The 19,096-nt window shown below is 65.5% G+C and carries 20 protein-coding genes; 6 read left to right on the top strand and 14 right to left on the bottom strand.

Translation table 11 applies throughout. The features are described 5' to 3' along the window. The first annotated feature begins 68 nt into the window (after positions 1-68). Positions 69-284: a hypothetical protein gene (locus ACJ7Z0_RS03840; RefSeq protein WP_431131442.1), complete on the top strand. Its 216-nt coding sequence runs from the start codon at positions 69-71 to the stop codon at positions 282-284. 44 nt (positions 285-328) lie between these two features. Here ACJ7Z0_RS03840 and ACJ7Z0_RS03835 read toward each other — a convergent pair whose 3' ends face one another. Beyond that, on the bottom strand, positions 329-838 hold the full coding sequence (locus ACJ7Z0_RS03835; RefSeq protein ID WP_434788782.1) for a universal stress protein: 510 nt from the start codon (positions 836-838) through the stop codon (positions 329-331). A 192-nt stretch (positions 839-1,030) separates the two neighbouring features. Between ACJ7Z0_RS03835 and ACJ7Z0_RS03830 the strand changes: the two genes are divergently transcribed. Then, on the top strand, positions 1,031-1,618 hold the full coding sequence (locus tag ACJ7Z0_RS03830) for a hemerythrin domain-containing protein (protein ID WP_434788781.1): 588 nt from the start codon (positions 1,031-1,033) through the stop codon (positions 1,616-1,618). A 72-nt stretch (positions 1,619-1,690) separates the two neighbouring features. Then, complete coding sequence (locus ACJ7Z0_RS03825) at positions 1,691-2,113, top strand: universal stress protein (protein ID WP_434788780.1); 423 nt, start codon at positions 1,691-1,693, stop codon at positions 2,111-2,113. 60 nt (positions 2,114-2,173) lie between these two features. On the opposite strand, the gene ACJ7Z0_RS03820 is transcribed toward ACJ7Z0_RS03825, so the two are convergent. The 8 genes from ACJ7Z0_RS03820 to ACJ7Z0_RS03785 all read right to left on the bottom strand — a co-directional run bounded on the left by ACJ7Z0_RS03820 (position 2,174) and on the right by ACJ7Z0_RS03785 (position 10,937). Next, positions 2,174-3,553, bottom strand: coding sequence for a DUF5666 domain-containing protein (locus ACJ7Z0_RS03820; protein ID WP_434788779.1), 1,380 nt, complete (start codon positions 3,551-3,553; stop codon positions 2,174-2,176). Continuing rightward, positions 3,550-4,401: a DUF6502 family protein gene (locus ACJ7Z0_RS03815; protein WP_434792601.1), complete on the bottom strand. Its 852-nt coding sequence runs from the start codon at positions 4,399-4,401 to the stop codon at positions 3,550-3,552. The genes ACJ7Z0_RS03820 and ACJ7Z0_RS03815 overlap by 4 nt, the downstream gene beginning before the upstream one ends. 131 nt (positions 4,402-4,532) lie before the next feature. Beyond that, positions 4,533-5,033 carry a GspH/FimT family pseudopilin gene (locus tag ACJ7Z0_RS03810; RefSeq protein WP_434788778.1) on the bottom strand — a complete coding sequence of 167 codons (501 nt, stop codon included), beginning with the start codon at positions 5,031-5,033 and terminating at the stop codon, positions 4,533-4,535. A gap of 17 nt (positions 5,034-5,050) precedes the next feature. Further along, positions 5,051-8,173 (bottom strand): pilus assembly protein, encoded by a 3,123-nt coding sequence (locus ACJ7Z0_RS03805; RefSeq protein ID WP_434788777.1) that lies wholly within the window; start codon positions 8,171-8,173, stop codon positions 5,051-5,053. Between the two features lie 46 nt (positions 8,174-8,219). Then, a complete protein-coding gene (locus ACJ7Z0_RS03800) occupies positions 8,220-8,774 on the bottom strand; it encodes a pilus assembly PilX family protein (RefSeq protein WP_434792600.1) in 555 nt (184 codons plus the stop codon). A gap of 5 nt (positions 8,775-8,779) precedes the next feature. Further along, positions 8,780-9,952 (bottom strand): PilW family protein, encoded by a 1,173-nt coding sequence (locus ACJ7Z0_RS03795; RefSeq protein ID WP_434788776.1) that lies wholly within the window; start codon positions 9,950-9,952, stop codon positions 8,780-8,782. Beyond that, positions 9,949-10,542: a prepilin-type N-terminal cleavage/methylation domain-containing protein gene (locus ACJ7Z0_RS03790; RefSeq protein ID WP_434788775.1), complete on the bottom strand. Its 594-nt coding sequence runs from the start codon at positions 10,540-10,542 to the stop codon at positions 9,949-9,951. Before ACJ7Z0_RS03790 ends, ACJ7Z0_RS03795 begins: the two co-directional genes overlap by 4 nt. Further along, positions 10,536-10,937 (bottom strand): type IV pilin protein, encoded by a 402-nt coding sequence (locus tag ACJ7Z0_RS03785; RefSeq protein WP_434788774.1) that lies wholly within the window; start codon positions 10,935-10,937, stop codon positions 10,536-10,538. The genes ACJ7Z0_RS03790 and ACJ7Z0_RS03785 overlap by 7 nt, the downstream gene beginning before the upstream one ends. A gap of 360 nt (positions 10,938-11,297) precedes the next feature. Between ACJ7Z0_RS03785 and ACJ7Z0_RS03780 the strand changes: the two genes are divergently transcribed. The 3 genes from ACJ7Z0_RS03780 (at position 11,298) to ACJ7Z0_RS03770 (ending at position 12,712) form a co-directional block, all read left to right on the top strand. Beyond that, on the top strand, positions 11,298-11,537 hold the full coding sequence (locus ACJ7Z0_RS03780; protein WP_434788773.1) for a hypothetical protein: 240 nt from the start codon (positions 11,298-11,300) through the stop codon (positions 11,535-11,537). 171 nt (positions 11,538-11,708) lie between these two features. Continuing rightward, a complete protein-coding gene (locus ACJ7Z0_RS03775; RefSeq protein ID WP_434788772.1) occupies positions 11,709-12,005 on the top strand; it encodes a proteophosphoglycan ppg4 in 297 nt (98 codons plus the stop codon). 83 nt (positions 12,006-12,088) lie between these two features. Further along, positions 12,089-12,712 carry a L,D-transpeptidase gene (locus tag ACJ7Z0_RS03770; protein WP_434788771.1) on the top strand — a complete coding sequence of 208 codons (624 nt, stop codon included), beginning with the start codon at positions 12,089-12,091 and terminating at the stop codon, positions 12,710-12,712. On the opposite strand, the gene ACJ7Z0_RS03765 is transcribed toward ACJ7Z0_RS03770, so the two are convergent. The 5 genes from ACJ7Z0_RS03765 to nirB form a co-directional block, all read right to left on the bottom strand. Continuing rightward, positions 12,696-14,429 carry a bifunctional protein-serine/threonine kinase/phosphatase gene (locus tag ACJ7Z0_RS03765; RefSeq protein ID WP_434788770.1) on the bottom strand — a complete coding sequence of 578 codons (1,734 nt, stop codon included), beginning with the start codon at positions 14,427-14,429 and terminating at the stop codon, positions 12,696-12,698. The genes ACJ7Z0_RS03770 and ACJ7Z0_RS03765 overlap by 17 nt on opposite strands. Positions 14,430-14,459: 30 nt before the next feature. Beyond that, entirely contained in the window at positions 14,460-15,272 is an 813-nt protein-coding gene (locus tag ACJ7Z0_RS03760) for a formate/nitrite transporter family protein (protein ID WP_431131414.1), read from the bottom strand. A gap of 63 nt (positions 15,273-15,335) precedes the next feature. After that, positions 15,336-16,115, bottom strand: coding sequence for a uroporphyrinogen-III C-methyltransferase (cobA, locus tag ACJ7Z0_RS03755; protein WP_434792599.1), 780 nt, complete (start codon positions 16,113-16,115; stop codon positions 15,336-15,338). A gap of 68 nt (positions 16,116-16,183) precedes the next feature. After that, the gene (gene nirD / locus ACJ7Z0_RS03750; protein ID WP_434788769.1) at positions 16,184-16,594 is read right to left on the bottom strand and encodes a nitrite reductase small subunit NirD; all 411 of its coding nucleotides are present in this window, start codon (positions 16,592-16,594) and stop codon (positions 16,184-16,186) included. A 17-nt stretch (positions 16,595-16,611) separates the two neighbouring features. Beyond that, entirely contained in the window at positions 16,612-19,080 is a 2,469-nt protein-coding gene (gene nirB, locus ACJ7Z0_RS03745; protein WP_434788768.1) for a nitrite reductase large subunit NirB, read from the bottom strand. Between the last annotated feature and the right edge of the window lie 16 nt (positions 19,081-19,096).

The following is a 19,096-nucleotide window of genomic DNA, read 5'->3' as shown; positions in this document are numbered from 1 at the left end:
CGATGGGCTAGGGGCAACCTGCAAGCGTGTTGCTTGCACGATTTACCTTCAGGAACAAGGAGAGTCACATGGACAGCAACGTTCCCCTGGCATCGGCATGGACCGATGCTTACCTTCGCTCGGTGCTCGACTGGCAGGCGGCCTGCGGCACCAGCGCGCTGCAGGCGCAGCAGATCCAGCTGGGAATGCTTGCCGCCTGGCAAGAGTCGGCCAAGGCCGTCCAGCAGGAGCTGTGGGACCAGTGGACCAGCCGCTTCGGCGGCGGTGTTCCGCTGGACGGGTAATAGAGAGAGCGAGAGAGCGAGAGAGCGCGGCGGCGCCGGCCGGCTTACTCGCTGGCCACGGTGCCGTTCGGCATGGCGAAGCGCTCCGCGTCGGCCTTGGCGCGCGCTTCGGGTGCGCGCACCAGCAGCACGGGCACGTTCGCGGTTCGCAAGATGTGCTCCGCGCTGCTGCCCATCACCATGCGGCCGAGGCCGCGGCGTCCATGCGTTCCAAGGACGATCAGGTCCGCGGGCCATGAAGCTGCTTCGGCCGTGACCCGGTCGGGAACGGCGCCCCGGAAGTTGTCGCACAGCACCGAATCGGCCTCGACGCCTGCCGCGGCGGCCTTCGCCTTGCCTTCTTCGAGCAACTGGGTGCCAGCGTTGCGCAACTCCTGGAGCCAGTCGCCCGAGTGGCCCGCATAGGCGTCCATCGCCAGGGCGAAGGAAAGCTCGTCGATGACGTGCATCAAGCGCAGACGCCCTCCGGTGACCTCGGCAAGGCGAATCGCCTCGTCAAGGCCGTGCGCGGATGTCGAGCTTCCATCGACAGGAACAAGAATTCGCTGGTACATGGCGTCCTCGCTTTGCTTCTGATGGTGATTCGGCCAGTATCGGGACCGGCGTGCGACGCCGCTTGATGCCGATCAAGAGAATGCGTCGCCGAAAGGGCGAAAAAAGATCGAACGGGATGCGCGGCGTTTGATCTGCAGCAAGCCTGCGCGGGCCTGGAGCTGAGACTCTTGGGGGACGCACAGGAGCCCTTCATGACGACCCACGCCACCATTCGCATCATTCGCCAGGAGCACGCGGCACTGGCCGCCATGCTGCGCTCCATCGTCATGCTGCTCGAGCAGCACCGCCGCAAAGGCACCCGGCCCGACTTCACGTCACTTCGGGCCATGCTGTTCTACGTCGACGAATTTCCCGAGAAGCGCCACCACCGCAAGGAAAGCGAGCTGCTGTTTCCGAAGCTGCGCGCCAGGACACCGATATCGCGCGAGTTGATGGACCGGCTCGACAACGACCATGCGTGGGGCGAGCGAAAGATCCGGAACGTCGAGCATGCGCTGCTGGCTTTCGAAATGCTGGGCGACTCGCGGCGCGCAGCCTTCGAGAACGCCGTGGAGCAATACGTGGATTTCTACCTGAACCACATGGCGCTCGAGGAGCGCGAAATCCTGCCGCTCGCCGAACGCGTGCTGACTGCCGACGACTGGCGCGAGCTCGACGAGGCATTCGGCCGCAACCGCGATCCGCTCACCGGATATCCCCCGGAGCGCGAGTACGAGGCGCTCTTCAGCCGCATCGTGAACATCGTGCCCGCGCCAATCGGGCTGGGCGCCGAGGCTTGATCTGGCGCAAGGCGGACTCCTCTGCTGGCGGCGAACATCCGGCCATCGAACACGATCAACCAGAGGGACACCATGAAAATTCTTCTTGCCGTGGATGGCAGCGAATACACCGCGCGCATGCTCGACTACCTGGCCGCGCACAAGGAATGGTCGCATGCGGGCCATGCCTTCACGGTCTTCAATGCGGTGCTTGCGGTACCGCACCGGGCAGCCGCATTCGCGGGGCCCGACCTCGTGCACGGCTACTACCAAGACGAGGCACGCGTCGTCCTGGAGCCGGTGCGCGCCGCGCTGGCCGCGCGCGGCATCGAGGCGGCCTTTGCGCACAAGGTCGGCCATGCGGCGGACGAGATCTCCGCGTTTGCGGAAAACGGAAAGTTCGACCTCGTGATCATGGGATCGCGCGGGCAGGGCGCACTGAGCAACTTCGTGCTGGGCTCGGTGGCCATGAAGGTGCTGGCGCGCTGCACGGTGCCCGTGCTGCTGGTGCGCTGAAACCAGTTCGGATGCGGTCTCCGGCGACTGAGTTCGGGCTCGTCGGGCCGGCGAGCTTCGTCAAGGCGGGAGGAAGCTGACTGTCTGCGCGATCAGCACGCCGTCCACCACGGCGTTGCCAACCACAGCGATTTGGCGGCCGGGGGGCAGATTGGCGAGATCGGCGACCGTACCGTTTTCGAATACTGTTCCAGAGCCGCCGGCATTCACACGCTGTCCTTTCACCATGAAGTCGGAAGCAGATTGATAGTGAGCAATCGGGCCAATTACAGTGAAAACCACCGGCCCGCCGACGCCCGGAATGTTGCGGACGCGCAGCTTTTTCGCGACCAGAATGCCGTTGCTCATGAAGCCGTCGACTTCCACCTTCACGCCGTTGCCGATCGAAGTCAGTTGGCCGGGGGGAATCTGCGCATTTGAAGCGTTGATCACTGTACCGAGCACCTTGAAGTCACCGATCCCGTTGTAATCGGTGACGACTCCCGCGAGCTGCACCGCTGTGGCGTTTTGCGTCGGTATGGCATACCAGCCCTGCACCTTGGTTGCGCTGAACAAGCCCGCAATCGGCGCCACGCTGCCGCGCACGCGGACGATGGCGCCTTCAGCCAGCGTGGCTTGATCGATGCCGCCGGAGAACACGGCGCCGGTGTACCGGACCGTGAGCTGGCCGAGCGTGAAGCGCTGGCCGATCAGGTCCAGGTTCTGCACGGTGCCGGTCACCAGCGGCTCGGTCGATGCCGGCTTCAGTTCGACGCGCGTGGCGCGCAAGCTGCCCGGCGCAGAGGGCAGGCCCCAGACCTGCACCACGTCGCCTGCGGCGACCTGCGCCAGTCCGCTGACATTGCTCCACACGGTGGCGTTGTCGACGGTGACCGTGGTGCCCATGACCACGAAGCTGCCGCCCGTCACGTCGATGGCCGACACGGCACCGCGCAATTCGGCGGCCGAAGCAACCTGCTGCGCCGTGGCGGCGGTGAACTCGCTGTCGATCTTGCCGGCGATGCGCACGCTCATGCCGATCTGCAGTTCGGTGGTGTCTTCGAGGCTGGTGGTTGCGGTGTCGGTGTCGTAGCGAACGCCGTTCAAGATGATGCTGCCCAGCCCGCCGACCGAGCCGACGCCGGTTGCGTCGGCGGTGCTCACGCCGGTGCCGCCCGATCCCACGCCCGACCCGTCGTCGCTGCCATTGCCCGCGGTGCTCGTGCCGTCGGTGCCGCCCGAACCGTCCGTACCGCCCGCGGTGCCCGTCCCATCGGTGCCAGTGCTGCCCGTGCCCGTTCCGTCCGAGCTGCCGCTTCCGGTGCCCGACGAGCTACTGCTGCTGTTGAGGTTACCCAGGCTCCCCGTGGAACCCCCGCCGCCGCCTCCGCCGCAAGAGAGCAGCAAGGCTATCGCTCCGGCAAAGAGGATGCTGCGCATCCATCGGTGGTGGGTTTTCATCGTGTACTTTCTCTTTCTTCTTCCCGCTTGGGAGCGACCGCCGGCGCATTCGGCGCCGCCTCGTCTTCATAGTAGGTGTAGATCCCGACGCGGATACGCCCCTTGGCGCCGCTCGGAGCCCGGTCGACCGCGCGCGTCATTTCGCCCACCAGTTCAAGGTGCATGGCAGACCAGCGTTCGCGCATCATCTGATGGATATTTTCGCAATCCTGCACGCTGAGGCCGCGCGCAAACACCGCGCGCTCGAGCATCCGCGGCTCCTCGCCCAGGGTGTTGGACACCGCGGCCAGCAGGTGGTCGCGGCCATTGTCTCCGAGAAAGGCCAGCATCGACTGCAGGTCGCCCTCGGGCACGAAGCCATCGACCTTGAGTTCGGCGCAGCCGTCCTCTTCGGCCACCATGTTCAGGCGCACCAGTTCGTCAAGGATGGTGCGATGGTGCACGTTGCCGCGGCTGCCGAGCTTGGCCACGGTTTCGAAGGAGGGCGCACCGGCCCCGTCGGCGGTGATCGGCAGGCGTTGCAAAGCCTGGTTTTCCGACACCAGCTGCAGCCACAGCGTGAAAGTCTTGGCCGCGGCCGACAGCTCGGTGTGGGGCAGGGCGTCCGCGGTGTCGCGCACCTTGGCGGTCACGGCCTTGCGATTCAGCCCTGTCGTGACGGACAACTGGCTGATGTTGGGTTTGGCCACCCCCTGCTTGCGCCAGGAGCGCGTGGCCTCCTCCAGCAACAGGTCACGCAGCAGGACTTCCAGGTGCGGATGTTTCACCCCCATGGCAAGGGCGAGCCTGACCACCGGCCGCAGGATGCGGGCGCAGGCGGCAAGTGCCCAGTCCAACTGATGTTCCATGAAGTGAAAGCTGTGTTTTTGTGCAGTGCATGGTGCGGCGGCTCCGGCCGGCAAGGCCTTGAAGCCATGCACCTTGGTGCACTATTGTCCTCGTGTGGCCGAGGATGTCACAAAAAACCGCACTTACGTATTCAGGTGCCGCAGACGCCGGTGCTGGTCCGGGTGATCGAACTGCGGCCGGTTGCGCTGACCTTGACCACCCGCTCCTGGGATCCCACGGGGCTGGAGCGGCAGATCGTGAAGTTGGCCGCCGTGGCGCCGACGCCGGTCGGCTCGAAGGCGAGGGCACTGAGGCCGGCCCCGTCGCGCATCTGGTAGCCGCTGGCGGTGGCCGGCTGCTTCTGGATCACCTGCGTGCCGCTGATGACGATCCACCCGGTCTCCCATTGGCCGGTAGTGGCGCAGCTGGTGCCGTTGGACGAGACGCACAGCGTCACTTGCGCATTGCGCTTGATGGCCTCGCTGCGCGCCACCTGGCTGCCTGCGACAAGGTCGGTCGAGTAGGAGTTCAACCGGCTCGAAAGCTTGATGTAGTCAAAGGAGGGGAGGGCCATCGACACGAGCACCACCAGCACCACGATGGTGACCATCAGCTCGACGAGCGTGAAACCTCGGGTGCGCGTTCCTGCCATGCTCTGCACCTTGTCCCTTATTTCTGGATGAACCAGTAGACACGGCCCTTGGGCTGCTTGAAGGCAGCCTTGACCGCGGCGCCCTTCGGGCTCAGGAACGAGTCGGGGTTGGCGCCGATCACCACGTCGCGCAAAGTGCCGTCGACCATGACGCGGCCGACCACGGGTGAAGGCGCGAGGCCGCCGCCGATCACGTTCTGGAAGCGGGCGCCGTCGTTCTGCCCCCCCGCATCGAGATACGAGACGTTGTACACGTTGGCAGTTCCCAGGTCGGCCCGGCACGACTGGCTCACGGTCGGACTGGTGGGAGTGTGGGTATTGAAGGTCGTGTTGCCATAGGCCGTGACCGACGAAGTCACCACCTGCTCGCCGGCCGCGAGCACCAGGTACCACCCCTTCTTTGCCTCGAGGTCGGCCGCCGAAGGTGTCGCCGTGCCCGTGATGCCGAACAGGGAGTTGTGGCACAGCAGCGAATAGCCGTCGCACTTGCTGGCCTCGGTCGTGAGCCAGGTGTTGTCGCTGGGCTTGTCCACCATCATGTAGAAACGGTTGGAGACGCTGAGCGCACCGGCGTAGGAACGCAGCGGCTTTTCGCGATCGCCCGAGCCCAGCAGCAGCACGTACATCCCGTTGTCTTCGACCACGTCGGGGCCGAACATGAACTTGCGGTTGGGCGTGCACGTGGTCACGGGGGCATCGCAGCCGAGCGAGGCGATCTTGGTCATTTCCCAGCTGCCCGGTATGGCAGTGCCAATGGTGATGCGATAGACATTGCCGCCGAGGTCTGCCGCATAGGCGAACTTGGCCAAGCCTGCGCTGTCGTTCACGATGGTGACCTCGCCGCTGACCGCGCGGTCGGTGTCGAAGGTCTTCAGGACATCGCCCGTACTGGCGTCGAGCACGTAGATCTTCTTGCCCTTCGTCGCGGCACCGCAGGGAGCAGGGGATTCTATGGCGTCGACGTCTTCGCACTTGTCATAGCCACCGCCGAACATCACGATGGGCGTGAGGCCGGCACCGTAGCCGCTGGCTTTCACGATCTTGGGGGCCGACCAGGTCTGGCCGATGCCGCTCATGTCGTTCGTGCCGGTGCCGCATTCGTCGTCGTTGTCCTGGTTCGGGCAGCCGCGGCGCCATTTGAGGACAGGCGACGCCACGCTTGATACGTCGAATGCATAGATCATGCGGCCACCGCGGCGCATGCTGGCGTATAGCCATGCCGACGTGCCCTGGCGGTAGGCTGCCATCGGGCCGTCCATGCCATAGGGCTTGGGTGCGGTGGGACTCGAGGTGGCAGGGACGCCAGGAAAATTGATGCGCTGGCTGTTGTCGTACAGCCGCTTGATGCTGCCGTAGAACTCCGGCGGCACGAAAGACCACAGTTCGCCGCCGGGCGCCGCCGATCCAATGGCTGTGTCCTGGTTGCCATTGATGGCGCGCAGCATGCCGTCATTGGCCCCATAGAACACCACCACCTGTTGGGCGGCATCGGTGCCGTAGTTGATGGCCACCGGCCGCGAATGCACCACGTCGCCGTGCACAGAGGGGCGCATCGCGGTGGTGGAGGTCGTGAAATTTCCGGCAGCGTCTTTCGTCTCTTCGGCCTTGTTGTTCAGGCCTCGAAGCCAGTTGATCATCGCGGTGCGTGCGGCATCGGTCTGCGCGCCCAGCGCATCTGTAGTGATGTCCAGGTTTTCATTGGCGAAGCTCGTGAGAGCCGAACAGGCGCCCGGCGTGCAGGTCTTGACGTTGCGGTTGGCGGCAAGCACCTGCCGCAGCATGTAGCCCTGCGCGCCTTTTTCGACCACGTTGCCATCGGGGGTGTCCGAGGCTTTCATGGCTGCACTTGTCACCCCGGTGCGAATGCAGTCGCCCGAAGGACTGAAGCTCCAGTAGTCGTTGAGCGCGGTCGGTGTCCAGAAACTTCGTGCGCACGGGTCAATAAAGCCGGTCTGGTTATTGATGGCATTGGCGCTGGCCGCATCCTGCAAGACCAGTTGGTTGTTCTGCAGGCCCAGCTTGTATTGCTTGAGGTTGCCGTTCCAGCGCGGAAGGGCCGAATCGTTGGGCCGGAACATGCCCACGAACACCTGGTTCAGGTAGGTGCCCTGCGTGTTCACGCTCACGGGCAAGCTTACGGACGAGAACACGCTGTTGACCGACTGGATCTTGCTGAAGATGTCGTCGAGCGCATCGCTCAAGGCCTTGCCCAGGTTAGTCGCGCCAGCGGCTTTGTAGTACCCGCCATTGCTTACCTTTCCCATGTTCTCGAGCAGTGCGGTCCAGCCCGGCCCCTGCCCCCCGGTGGCAATGGCCGCTTCGATGGTATAGACGCTGACGCCCATGCTGCTCTTCAGGAACCTGGCCCACTCGTCGGCCATGTTGTCCTGCGAGCCGCTCACCTCGAGCGGGATGGTCGTCGCGTCCCCGCCGGCCAAGCGCAGTGCATTGGCCGATATCGTGGTGTCGCTGCTGTTGTCCTGTGCGGCGCCGTTGCTGATGTAGATGACGAACGTGCCGACGCAGTTGGCGGTGTTCGGGGCGGTGTAGGTGGTGCCGCCGAATGCACTCAGTGGATTGCCAGGAAGCGCCCAGACCGCCCTGGACGCGACGGACCCAGCGGATTCGTTGTTGCCCTGACCATAAGTGGAGACATTGCCCCTGTAGTCGGCCTTGAGCTTGTTGTTCCCGGCCAGTGGCGCCTGTCCAGCCAGATAGCGGTAGACCTCCGCCATCATCTTGCCGGCCTTGCCGCCGTTGGACTTGTCGGCATTCACGTCGAGAGTGCGGATCATCGCGCTGTACTTGGCCTTGGTGGCGGCGTCCATCAGGCGCACGCCGGCGCGCACGTAGGCGCCATCCAGGTTCGAGTTGCCGTTGCCCGTTTCGGTAAAGAGCATCAACCCAACATTGAAACCGCCGTCCTCGAGACCGTCGAAGGCGGCTGCCAGCGCTTCCATCTCGGTGGCGAAGAGCGGCGTCCAGTTGGCCGTGTTGTCCACCACGAACAGCACGTTCGGCTTGCCTGTGACGGTCTGGTTGTAGCCGACGAAAAGATCGATGTCTTCCGCCTGCGCCGAGCCCAGGCCGAGCATCAGCATCGCGGTGGCGCAAAGCGACCGGAAGAGGTTCTTTTTCATGATTGCGATCCGTTCATCGTCGTGATCATTCGGAGGATGGGCATGGCTAGGACGAGCACAGCGCGTCGAATTGCGCCTTGCTCAACAGCGCCCGCACGCCCTGGCGCACTGCGGTGGAAGTGCCGGTACGGGTGTCGGTCACGGTGGTGCTGATGTCCCATACCGAGTTGTATTGGTCGGGCAAGGAGGCGAGGCCGGAACCCGCAGTGGACGAGTTGCCTCCGATGCCGCCAATGCCGGAGGTGCTACCGCCGGTGTCCGTTGTCTTGGTGGCACGCACGCAGGTGGGGACTGCGATGTCCACGGTGTAGTCTGTGGTGCCATCGTTGTTGATGTCGACCAGGCTTTGGGTGCGTTGCGGCGCGGCAAGAGAAGGAGAGCCGTCGACGCCGGGCAGCAGCAAGGAGGTCGCGACCTCCTCGATGGCGCGGTTGGCTGCGGCCACGGCCTCGTTGCGGTTCTGCATGTTGCCGACCGATTTGAGGTTGGTGCTGCTGAGCGTGAACCCCGCCGTGACGGCCAGGGTGATCAGCACCAGCATGATCAGCCCGACGATCAGCGCCGCGCCGCCTTGGCGGTGCTTGTGGAATGTCGACGGCATCTTCTTCACGGCGTTTCCCTGCGGCCTGTCACGTTGGTCAGGCGAACCGCGGTGGTGAACGCGTGCCGCTTGTAGTGGTCGTTGAAGGGGCCGATGGTCGCGCTCCCCAGGTTGTAGGTGCGTGCATCGGTATGGCCGGGAGAGGTTTCCAGGCTGCGCGCCACCACGTAGAGCTTGAGCGAGGCCACGTTGATCAGTTGGTCCGACGTGCAGGGCGACGCCGTGCTGCAGTGGACGAAATTGCCGTCGGGGCTTCCGTCGCCGCGGTTGGTGGGCGTGGACCGGTTGGCCGGATCGGCCCAGGCGATGGCCTGGGTGTAGTTCACGGCCGCGCCGGTCTTGCTCAGCGTGTCCAGGCCCAGCTCCACGCGGAAGCCTTCGATGCCTTCGATGAGCGGAACCGGCGGCTGCTGTGCGAGGCCGGTGGCCGACAGGTCGAAGCGCGAGCGCATGAGGGTCGGAATGCCGTCGGTGGCCGTCTCGGCGTAGGTGCGCACGTAGTAGATGTCGGAAATGAACTTGCGCTTGGGTGCCGCCGCCGTGCAGTTCTTGGCCAGCATGGTGGTGAACCCCGCCGTGCTGAGATCGAAGTCCGACGGCTTCTGCGTGCCGCAGAACGTCGACTGGAAGTACAGCTTGCCGAGCGAGTCGGCTTCGCAGTTGGGCATGCCTGCCACGCAGGTCTCGGCATGGCGCACCACCAGCACGTCGGTGCCGGCCTTCTTGTTGGTCAGCAGGGCGGCGCAGCTGGCGGGCACGGCGTCGTAAGCTTGCACCGGGATGTCGAGCAGGCTGCGCTTGTAGTCGTCGGTCCACGTAGCTGCCGAATAGGCCAGGCACGGATCGGGCGCCACGCCCGTAGGCACCTTCGTGGGTGCGCTGCTGACCGTGAGATCGTCGAACTCGGGCATGTAGTTTTCCCAGAAGCCCGCGTGCGCAACCTCGTTCTCCAGGACGAAGACGCTGAGCCGGCCGCCCTCGATCTGGCGGTTGACCTTGACCATCTCGCGCTGGGTGCTGTTCACGTTGAGGAACAGCGCGATCAGCGCCGCCAACACGATCAGCATGATGATGACCGACACCATCAGCTCGATCAGGGTCAGGCCGCGCTGGAGCCGGGATGCCTGGGGAGGGCGGGCAGGATGCCTCCCGGCGCTCGCTTGGCGGGCCGGCCTCATGAAAGCGCCCCGATGCGGACCAGCGTGGTCACGGTCCTGCGGCACTTGTCGCTCGAGCAGGCCGGCGCGGGGGCCGACGGGCTCGCGGCGGTGGCGTCGTACTGGTCCTTGCCGCAGGACACGCCCTCAGGCGGCGCGGCGATGGGCACCAGGCCTTGCCAGGCGACGGTGATCAGGTATTCGTTGTTGCCCATGTCCTGCACGCAGCCGCGCCCGCCGATCATTGCGCCGAGGTTGTTGCCGCCCGAAGTTTCGGCCGCGCCCTTCAGGGCGTTGCACCATTCCATGGCATCCACCGTCTGGCGCGAGCCGGTGCTGGCCGGGCAGTCGACCCCGGTGCCGAGCGGCTCAGTGGTGACGTAGTTGGAGGCCATGCGGCGGTTGATTGCAATGCGGCTGGCCATGTCGTTGAGGAGGATCAGCGCTTGCGAACGCTGGTAGGACTCCATTTCCGACGACTGGAGGCGGGCTTGCAAGCCGACGAGTCCGAACAGCCCGAAAGCGACGATCAGCAGCGTGACCAGCACTTCGATCAGCGTGGCGCCGCGCTGGGCGCGGGCATGGGCAACGGGCGTGCTGGGCTTCACCATTTGTTTGCGGGCGTTTTGGCGCCGGTGTGGTCGAGCGTCAGGTTGCCGTCGCTGGCCTGGGTTCCCGTAGGCGTGAAAGTCACAACGAAGCCCGGAACCGGGGTCGAGAGGGTGATCGTGTAGCCATAGTTGGCGGCGACATCCGAAGGCAGCGTGTAGCCGCTCGCGATGAGGGTGTCCTTGTCGGCGTAGCCGCGATTCGCGATCAGGAACTGCTGCTCCCGATTGGCGATCTCCATCATCTGTGCCTGGGCCGCAGAACGCTTGGATCGAATGATGTATTGCGTGTAGCTGGGGTACGCGATGGACGCCAGGATCGCAATGATCGCGACCGTGATCATCAATTCGATCAGCGTGAAGCCATTTTGCTTTTGCAAAAACAAGTGCTTTTTCATTCAGCTGGGCCCATCAATGAATGTTTCATATTGTTATAAATGTGAATTTATCACATTCAATGTCAATAGGTGCATGTGGCACCGAACAAATCGGGGGCACTGCCGGCCAGGTGTTGCACGTCGGCAAAAGTCAGGCTCCCAACAGGATTCAACAACGCCGAAAGGGCGTTGGGGCGAGGATGGCTCCGACTGACGGACGCTGGCGTCGTCCTACGCTGGTCTTTGGGAGCCCTTCCAGAATGGCTGCATTCTTTACCTTTTCCCGTCAACTGAACAGGAGCAGCGAAGAGTGAGCGAGTCGCCCGAAATCACAAACCAGCAGCCGTCCACGCCTGGAGCTGGCACGGCCGAGGAGTCCCCATGACCACGGAAACATCGGACAAGGCATTTCCCTTTCCCACATCCAAGAACCACGGCAAGCCCGCCAGCGAGCCGGCCAAGCCGGTCGAGCAGGCCCCCAGCGAAGAGGCGCTGGACAGCGGGGTGGAAGAGTCCTTCCCCGCGAGCGACCCGGTGTCCGTCACCGTGACGAAGGTCAAGCTGCCGAAGGCGCCGCAGGACAAGGCCGAGGAGGCGCGTAACCCGGATACCAAGAGGTAGGGGAGGGTAGAGGTAGCCCCGTTTACTTCGCGCTTCTCTTCTCCTACACCGTGCCGCGCCGCAAGCTGACCCGCCGCGGCCGGCAACGACCTAGCTTTCCTGAAGTCGGGCATTCGGTCCGGCACGGCCTCTTTCTTCCGGCACCGCCGGCTTTCTTCAGGAGACACGACCATGAACAGCACTTCCAGACTCATTGCCGCACTTGCACTCGGTGCCGCAGGCGCCGCGTTCGCCCAGGGCAACCCGCCGACCACGGCGCCGCCCAATCCGGCCACCGCTGCAGGCCAGCAAAGCCCCTCGGGCGGCGCGATGGGCACCACGGGCGTGACCCCGGAAAGCGGCGGCGCCACCCGGACCACCCCGCCCACGGCCCAAGGCTCGACCGATACGAGCAGCAGCTCCAGCACCACCATGGCGGCCTCGGGCGACACGCCTGCCATGCGTCGCGCGCGCGCCGACCGCAACTGAGCGCGGCTGCCTCCCGCTACGAACGCGGCGCACCCATGAATGCCGTGAAGCCCGGAACGGGCGCAGCGAGCAGGCAACTTGCCATGCTCGCTGTCGCTGTTCTCGCGTTCGCCCAAGTCCCCTTGGCGGCCGCGGCGCAAGATGCGCAGTGGCTCGCCCGGGCGGCCGTTGCGGCTGCGGACAACCGTAGCGCGCCTTTCGCGGTCATCGACAAGCGCAATGCGCGCGTCTTCGTCTTCGACGCCGCGGGTCGGCTGCAGGCTTCATCGCCCGTGCTGCTGGGCCTGGCTCGCGGTGACGATTCGGTGCCGGGCATCGGCGAACGCCCGGTGTCGGAGATACGGCCTGAAGAGCGCACGACGCCCGCGGGCCGTTTCGAGACGGAGCCGGGCCTCAACATCAAGGGCGAGGACATCGTCTGGATCGATTACGAGGCGGCGGTTTCGATGCACCGCGTGCGCGCCACCCAAAAATCGGAGCGCCGCCTGCAGCGGCTGGCCTCGCCGACCGTGGCCGACAACCGCATTTCGTACGGCTGCATCAACGTGCCGGCCGCCTTTTACGATGCCTACATCAAGCCCGTGCTGGGCAGCCGCCGAGGCGTGGTCTACGTGTTGCCCGAAACCATGGCGGCACAGAAGCGCTTTGATTTCCTCGGCCGGCCTGAACAGAGGCTGACGAGACGCGGGCTCAGCCCCGCAGGCTGATCACGCCAAGCAGCACCATCAGCGCAATGCCCAACACCAGGGTGGCGCATTTCCAGAAGACCACCGGATTCTTCTCGACGAGCGGCGTGCCGCGCCGGTTCAGAAAATCCGGGTGGGGCTGCCGCAGGTCCTGCACGAATTCCGACAGCACCTCGTGGCGCTTCAGCGGGTTGGGATGCAGGGCCTTGCGCAGCACTTCGTCGATCCATGCGGGAATGGCGCGCTGCGCGTCCAGCGCGGACCGGTACTGCAGGTTGCGCTGATCCGCGCGCGTCCGGATGCGAGCGACCTCGGCGCCGTAGGGCAACCGCCCGGTCAGCATCTGGTAGACGATGACGGCCAGCGAAAACAGGTCGGACCGCGCGGAGCCGCCTTCGCCCAGAAAGTATTCGGGCGCCGTGTACTGCACCGTGCCCAGTATCTGGCCGGGCTCGGCCCGCGTGCCGTCGCCGAGGCCCGCCACCCAGGCCGATCCGAAGTCGATGATGCGCACGGTGCCGGTGCGGTCGATCATCACGTTCTCGGGCCGCAGGTCCTGGTGCAGCATCTCCATGCGATGGAAGGCCTGCAATCCCTTCGCAAGCTGCTCCACGATGCCGCGCACCGACTCCAGGCTGGGGCGCGGGTTGTCGATCATCCATTGCGCCAGCGTCTGCCCGTCGACGAACTCCATGGCCACGTAGAGGTAGTTGCGCTTGCGATCCGGAACATGCGGCTTGAGCACGTGCGCGCTGTCGATGCGCCGCGCCACCCACTCTTCGAGCAGGAAGCGGTCCAGGTGCGCCTCGTCGTTCTGCAGGTCGACCGATGGCGTCTTGAGCACCACGCTCTGGCCCGTGTCGTCGTCCACCGCTAGGTAGATGTGGCTGCGGTGGCTGCGGTGCAGGTCGCGCACGATGGTGTAGCCGTCGAAGCGCATGCGTGCATCGAGGACGGGAGGCAGTTGGAGTGCCGCGCGCTGTGCGTGCAGCTCATTGAAGTCGCCGTCGGGCAGTGCGTCGATCCGGACGATCTGCACCGTCAGGTTGTCGGGGCTGCCGCGCCGATAGGCTTCCTCGGTGATGGTTCTTGCCGCCGCATCGAGGTCTTCCGGATGGGCCGCCAGCGCGGCCCCGATGGCGGCGGCGTCCACGTGTTCATGGACGCCATCTGACGTCAGCAGGAAGACGTCGCCTTTCTCGACGGGCACGGCCTGGTAGTCGATTTCGATGTGCGGGCCGACGCCCAGCGCCCGGCTCAGATAGCTGTGCCCGTCGGCCACCAACACCCGATGGTCTTCGGTCAGCTGCTCGAGCGCCTCCGCGTGCCAGCGGTAGACGCGCGTGTCGCCGACGTGAAAGACGTGCGCCGTGGCCGACCTGATGACGAGGGCGCTGAAGGTGCAGACGTAGCCGCGGTCCTTGTCGAAACGGCCACCGCCGCTCTGGGTTTGTGCGTGCAGCCAGGCGTTGGTAGCGGTGAGAACGCGCTGCGCCGAGCGGCTCACGCTCCATGCGTCCGAGGTGCAGTAGTAGTCGGTCAGGAAGCTGCGGACCGCCGCCTCGCTGGCCACGTGGCTGACGTCGCTGCTGCTGATGCCGTCGGCAATGGCGATGGCCACGCCCTTCGCGTGGCGGGTGGACGCCTCCGGCAGGGCGGCGCCGTGGAAGTCCTGGTTGGCGTTCTTGCGTCCCTTGTCGGAGTGCTGTCCGATCGATATCGCGAGTCCGGGACGCATCGTGGCGCGACGATGGCTGTCGATTGGGAATCAGCGGGCGACGCGCTTGGGCGCCGTGCGCACGTGAGTGGCGTACAGCGTCAGGCCGGTGAACGACAGGCCGCCGATGAGGTTGCCCAGCACGGTCGGGATCTCGTTCCAGATGATGTAGTCCATGATCGAAAAATTGCCGCCCATGAGCAGTGCCGACGGGAACAGGAACATGTTGACCACAGAGTGTTCGAACACCATGAAGAAGAACACCATGATCGGCATCCACATGGCCAGCACCTTGCCGGTAACGGAGGTGGAGATCATGGCACCCACCACGCCGGTGGACACCATCCAGTTGCACAGCATGCCGCGCACGAAGAGCGTCAGCATGCCTGCGGCGCCGTGGTCGGAGTAGCCGACCGTGCGCGCCTCGCCGATGGTGGCGATCACCTGGCCCACCTTGTCCGGCGGGCTCGTGAAGCCGAAGGTGAAGACGATCGCCATCAGCACGGCGACGAGGAAGGCACCAAGGAAGTTGCCGACGAAGACCAGGCCCCAGTTGCGCAGCACGCCGCCCATGGTGACGCCGGGCCGCTTGTCGATGAGCGCGAGCGGTGTCAGTACGAATACGCCGGTCAACAGGTCGAAGCCCAGCAGGTACAGCATGCAGAAGCCGACCGGAAACAGGATGGCCCCGATGATCGAGTAGCCGGTCTGCACGTTGATGGTGACGGCAAACACGGCCGCCAGCGCAAGGATGGCGCCCGCCATGAAAGCGCGGATCAGCGTGTCGCGGGTGGACATGAAGATCTTGGACTCACCGGCGTCCACCATCTTGGTGACGAATTCGGAAGGCAGGAGATAGGCCATGGCGTTGCTTTGGTTTTGATTGGAGAAGCTGAAAGAAAGACAGGCGAGGGGAGGGCCGCCCCCTCAGGCGGCCTTCTCCAGCGCAACATGCGCGGGAGAACTTGCGGCGGCCAGCCCCTGCAGCACATCGCCGACCACGATGATGGAGGGGCTGGAAAGGCCGTTGTCGGCAATGGTGTGCCGGAGCGTCGCCAGCGTGCCCACGGCGTGCCGCTGCGAGGGCAGGCTCGCGTTCTGCACCACCGCGACGGGGGTCTCTGGCGGCAGTCCGCTCAGCAGCTCGTCCTGGATCGAGCCTGCGCTCGACACGCCCATGTAGATGACCAGCGTCAGCCGCGCCGAATGGGCCGTGGCAGCCAGCGTGCGCCAGTCGGGCCTTGGCGATCCGGGCTTGGCATGCCCGGTGATGAACACCACGCCCTGCGCATGCGTGCGGTGCGTGAGCGGCACGCCGAGCGAAGTCAGCCCGGCCAGCCCGGCCGTGATGCCGTTCACCACCTCGACGTGGATGCCGGCCTGTGCCAGGTGCTCGACCTCTTCGCCGCCGCGGCCGAAGATGAACGGGTCGCCGCCTTTCAGCCGGACCACGTGCTCGCCCTCGCGAACGGCCATGATCATCAGCCGTTCGATGAAGCTCTGCGGCGTGCTCTTGCAGCCGCCGCGCTTGCCGACGTGAATCACGCGCGCGCCGGGCGCCGCCATGGCGACGATGTCGTCGCTGACCAGGTCGTCGACAAGCAAGACGGTGGCTGACTGGATGGCCCTCAGTGCCTTGATCGTGAGCAGTTCCGGGTCGCCGGGGCCGGCGCCGACGAGCGTGCAGCGGCCGTGCGCGGGCGGCATGCCCGTGCTGCGATCGCCGCTGCGCGACGAGGAAGTGAGAGTAAGGCTCATGGTTCGTCTGCTGTAGTTCAGGCGGCGGTGTCTTCGGCCTGGAGGCAGGCGCGGTTGGCCGGTCCGGCGACCGGGCGCTCGAGCTCCACCGCATGCGTGGCGAGCTCGTTCGAATCGAGATGCACCACGCCCTCAGTCACCTTCACTGCAAATTTCGGCGTGCATCCCTCATCGGGCGACTTGGCGCAGCCGTCGTCCAGGCCGATGGCCCAGTTGTGCAGCGGGCAGGCCACGCTGGTGCCGAACACGATGCCCTGGCTCAAGGGCCCGCCCTTGTGCGGGCAGCGGTCGAGCAGCGCGAACACCTGGTTCTCGGCATTGCGGAACACCGCCACGTCCACGCCCACCGGGCGCGCCACGCGGCGGGCGCCGAGCACGGGGATGTCCTCGACGCGGCAGATGACTTTCCATTCGTTGTTGTCGTTCATTGCTGTTGCTCCTTCGCTCACGCTGCCTGGGTCGCTTCGTCCACGACAGCCACGGGCGTGAACTGCCGCACATCCACCTGCGCCTGGCTCGACGCGAACCAAGGATCCGGCTCCCCATCCAGCGCGAACTGCAGCCGCTCCCACAGCGCCTTGCGGCCTTCCGCGTCTTCCAGGACCTTCTTCTTCACATAGTCCAGCCCGACCCGCCCGATGTAGTGCACCGTGCGCTCCAGGTACCAGCCTTCCTCGCGGTACAGCTGCAAGAACGCGCCCGAGTACTCCATCACCTCGGCCGCCGTCTTCACCTTCACCAGGAACTGCGCCACCTCCGTCTTGATGCCGCCGTTGCCCCCCACGTACAGCTCCCAGCCCGAGTCCACCCCGATCACCCCCACGTCCTTGATCCCGGCCTCGGCGCAGTTGCGCGGGCAGCCGGATACTGCGAGCTTGACCTTGTGCGGCGAATACATCGCCCACAGCGCCCGCTCCAGGTCCTTGCCCATCTGCGTGCAGTCCTGCGTGCCGAAGCGGCACCACTCGCTGCCCACGCAGGTCTTCACCGTGCGCAGGCTCTTGGCATAGGCAAAGCCCGACGGCATGCCGATGTCCTTCCAGACCCCCTCCAGGTCCTCCTTCTTCACCCCCAGGAGGTCGATGCGCTGGCCGCCCGTGACCTTCACCGTCGGGATCTTGTACTTGTCGGCCGCGTCCGCGATGCGGCGCAGCTCGTCCGGCGTGGTGTGGCCGCCCCACATGCGCGGGATCACCGAGTAGGTGCCGTCCTTCTGGATGTTGGCGTGGCTGCGCTCGTTGATGAAGCGGCTCTGCGGATCGTCCTTGGCCTCCTTGGGCCAGGTCGAGATCAGGTAGTAGTTCACCGCCGGGCGGCAGGTCGCGCAGCCGTTGGGCGTGCGCCAGCCCAGGTTGCGGTAGACCGCATCGTGGGTCAGGTAGTGTTCCTTCCGGATGGCTTCCCGCACCTCCTGGTGGTTCGCGTCGGTGCAGCCGCACACCGCCTTCTTCTTGGGCGTGGCCGAGTAGTCGCCGCCGGCGGTGAACATCAGGATCTGCTCGACCAGGCCGGTGCAGGAACCACAGCTGGCGCTGGCCTTGGTGTGCTTCTTGACCTCGTCCAGCGTGAACAGGCCCTTGTCCTTGATCGCCTTGCAGATGGTGCCCTTGGTCACGCCGTTGCAGCCGCACACCTCGGCCTCGTCGGGCATGCTGGCGGCCTTGCTGTGGCCCTCGTGGCCGGTGTCGCCGATGTTGGATTCGCCGAACATCAGCTTGTCGCGGATGTCGTGCACGCTGCGCCCGTCGCGCAAGAGCTTGAAGTACCAGCTGCCGTCCACCGTGTCGCCGTACAGGCACGCGCCCACCAGCTTGTCGTCCTTGATCACCAGCTTCTTGTAGACCCCGCCGAAGGGGTCGCTCATGACGATCTCCTCGGTGCCTTCGCCGCCCATGAACTCGCCGGCGGAGAACAGGTCGATGCCGGTGACCTTCAGCTTGGTGGAGGTCAGCGACCCCAGGTAGCGCCCGATGCCGAACTGGGCCAGGTGGTTGGCCGCGACCTTGGCCTGCTCGAACAGGGGCGCGACCAGGCCGTAGGCGATGCCGCGGTGGGCCGCGCATTCGCCCACCGAGTAGATGCGCGCGTCGGTCACGGTCTGCAGGGTGTCGGTGACCACGATGCCGCGGTTGCAGTGCAGGCGCATCTTCTCGGCCAGCTCGGTGTTGGGGCGGATGCCGACCGCCATGACGACCAGGTCGGCGGCCACTTCGGTGCCGTCCTTGAAGCGGATGGCCTTGACGCGGCCATCGTCGCCACCGACGAGTTCCTGGGTCTGGGCGCCGATGCGGAAGGTGAGGCCGCGGTCTTCCAGGGACTTTTGCAGCAGCTTGCCGGCCACGTCGTCCAGCTGGCGCTCCATGAGCCAGGGCATGACGTGCACCACGGTGACGCTCATGCCGCGCAGCATCAGGCCGTTGGCCGCCTCCAGGCCCAGGAGGCCGCCGCCGATGACGACCGCGTGCTTGTGGGTCTTGGCGGTCTCGATCATGTAGTCGGTGTCGGCGATGTCGCGGTAGGCGATGACGCCTTGGAGGTCCTTGCCGGGGACCGGGAGCATGAAGGGGTTGGAGCCGGTGCACATGAGGAGGCGGTCGTAGGCGGCCTCGGTGATGGCGCCCTGCGCATCCACGGCGCGCACGATGCGCTTGACGCGGTCGACCTCGACCACCTTCTTGCCCGCGTGCAGGGTGATGTGGTTCTCGGCGTACCACTCCCAGCTGTTGAGCACGATCTCCTCCACGGTCTGCTCGCCCGCGAGCACGGGCGACAGGAGGATGCGGTTGTAGTTGGGGTGCGGCTCGGCACCGAAGACGGTGATGTCGTACAGGTCGGGGGCGAGCTTCAGGAGCTCCTCCAGAGTGCGCACGCCGGCCATGCCGTTGCCGACCATCACGAGTTTGAGTTTCTGCATGGGGTGGGGCCTTTCG

Origin of the sequence: Variovorax palleresanus, assembly GCF_051144945.1 — a bacterium.
GTDB classification, from domain to species: domain Bacteria; phylum Pseudomonadota; class Gammaproteobacteria; order Burkholderiales; family Burkholderiaceae_C; genus Variovorax; species Variovorax paradoxus_S.
The sequence above is the reverse complement of the archived record's forward strand: the minus strand, read 5'-3'. Positions and strand labels throughout refer to the sequence as shown.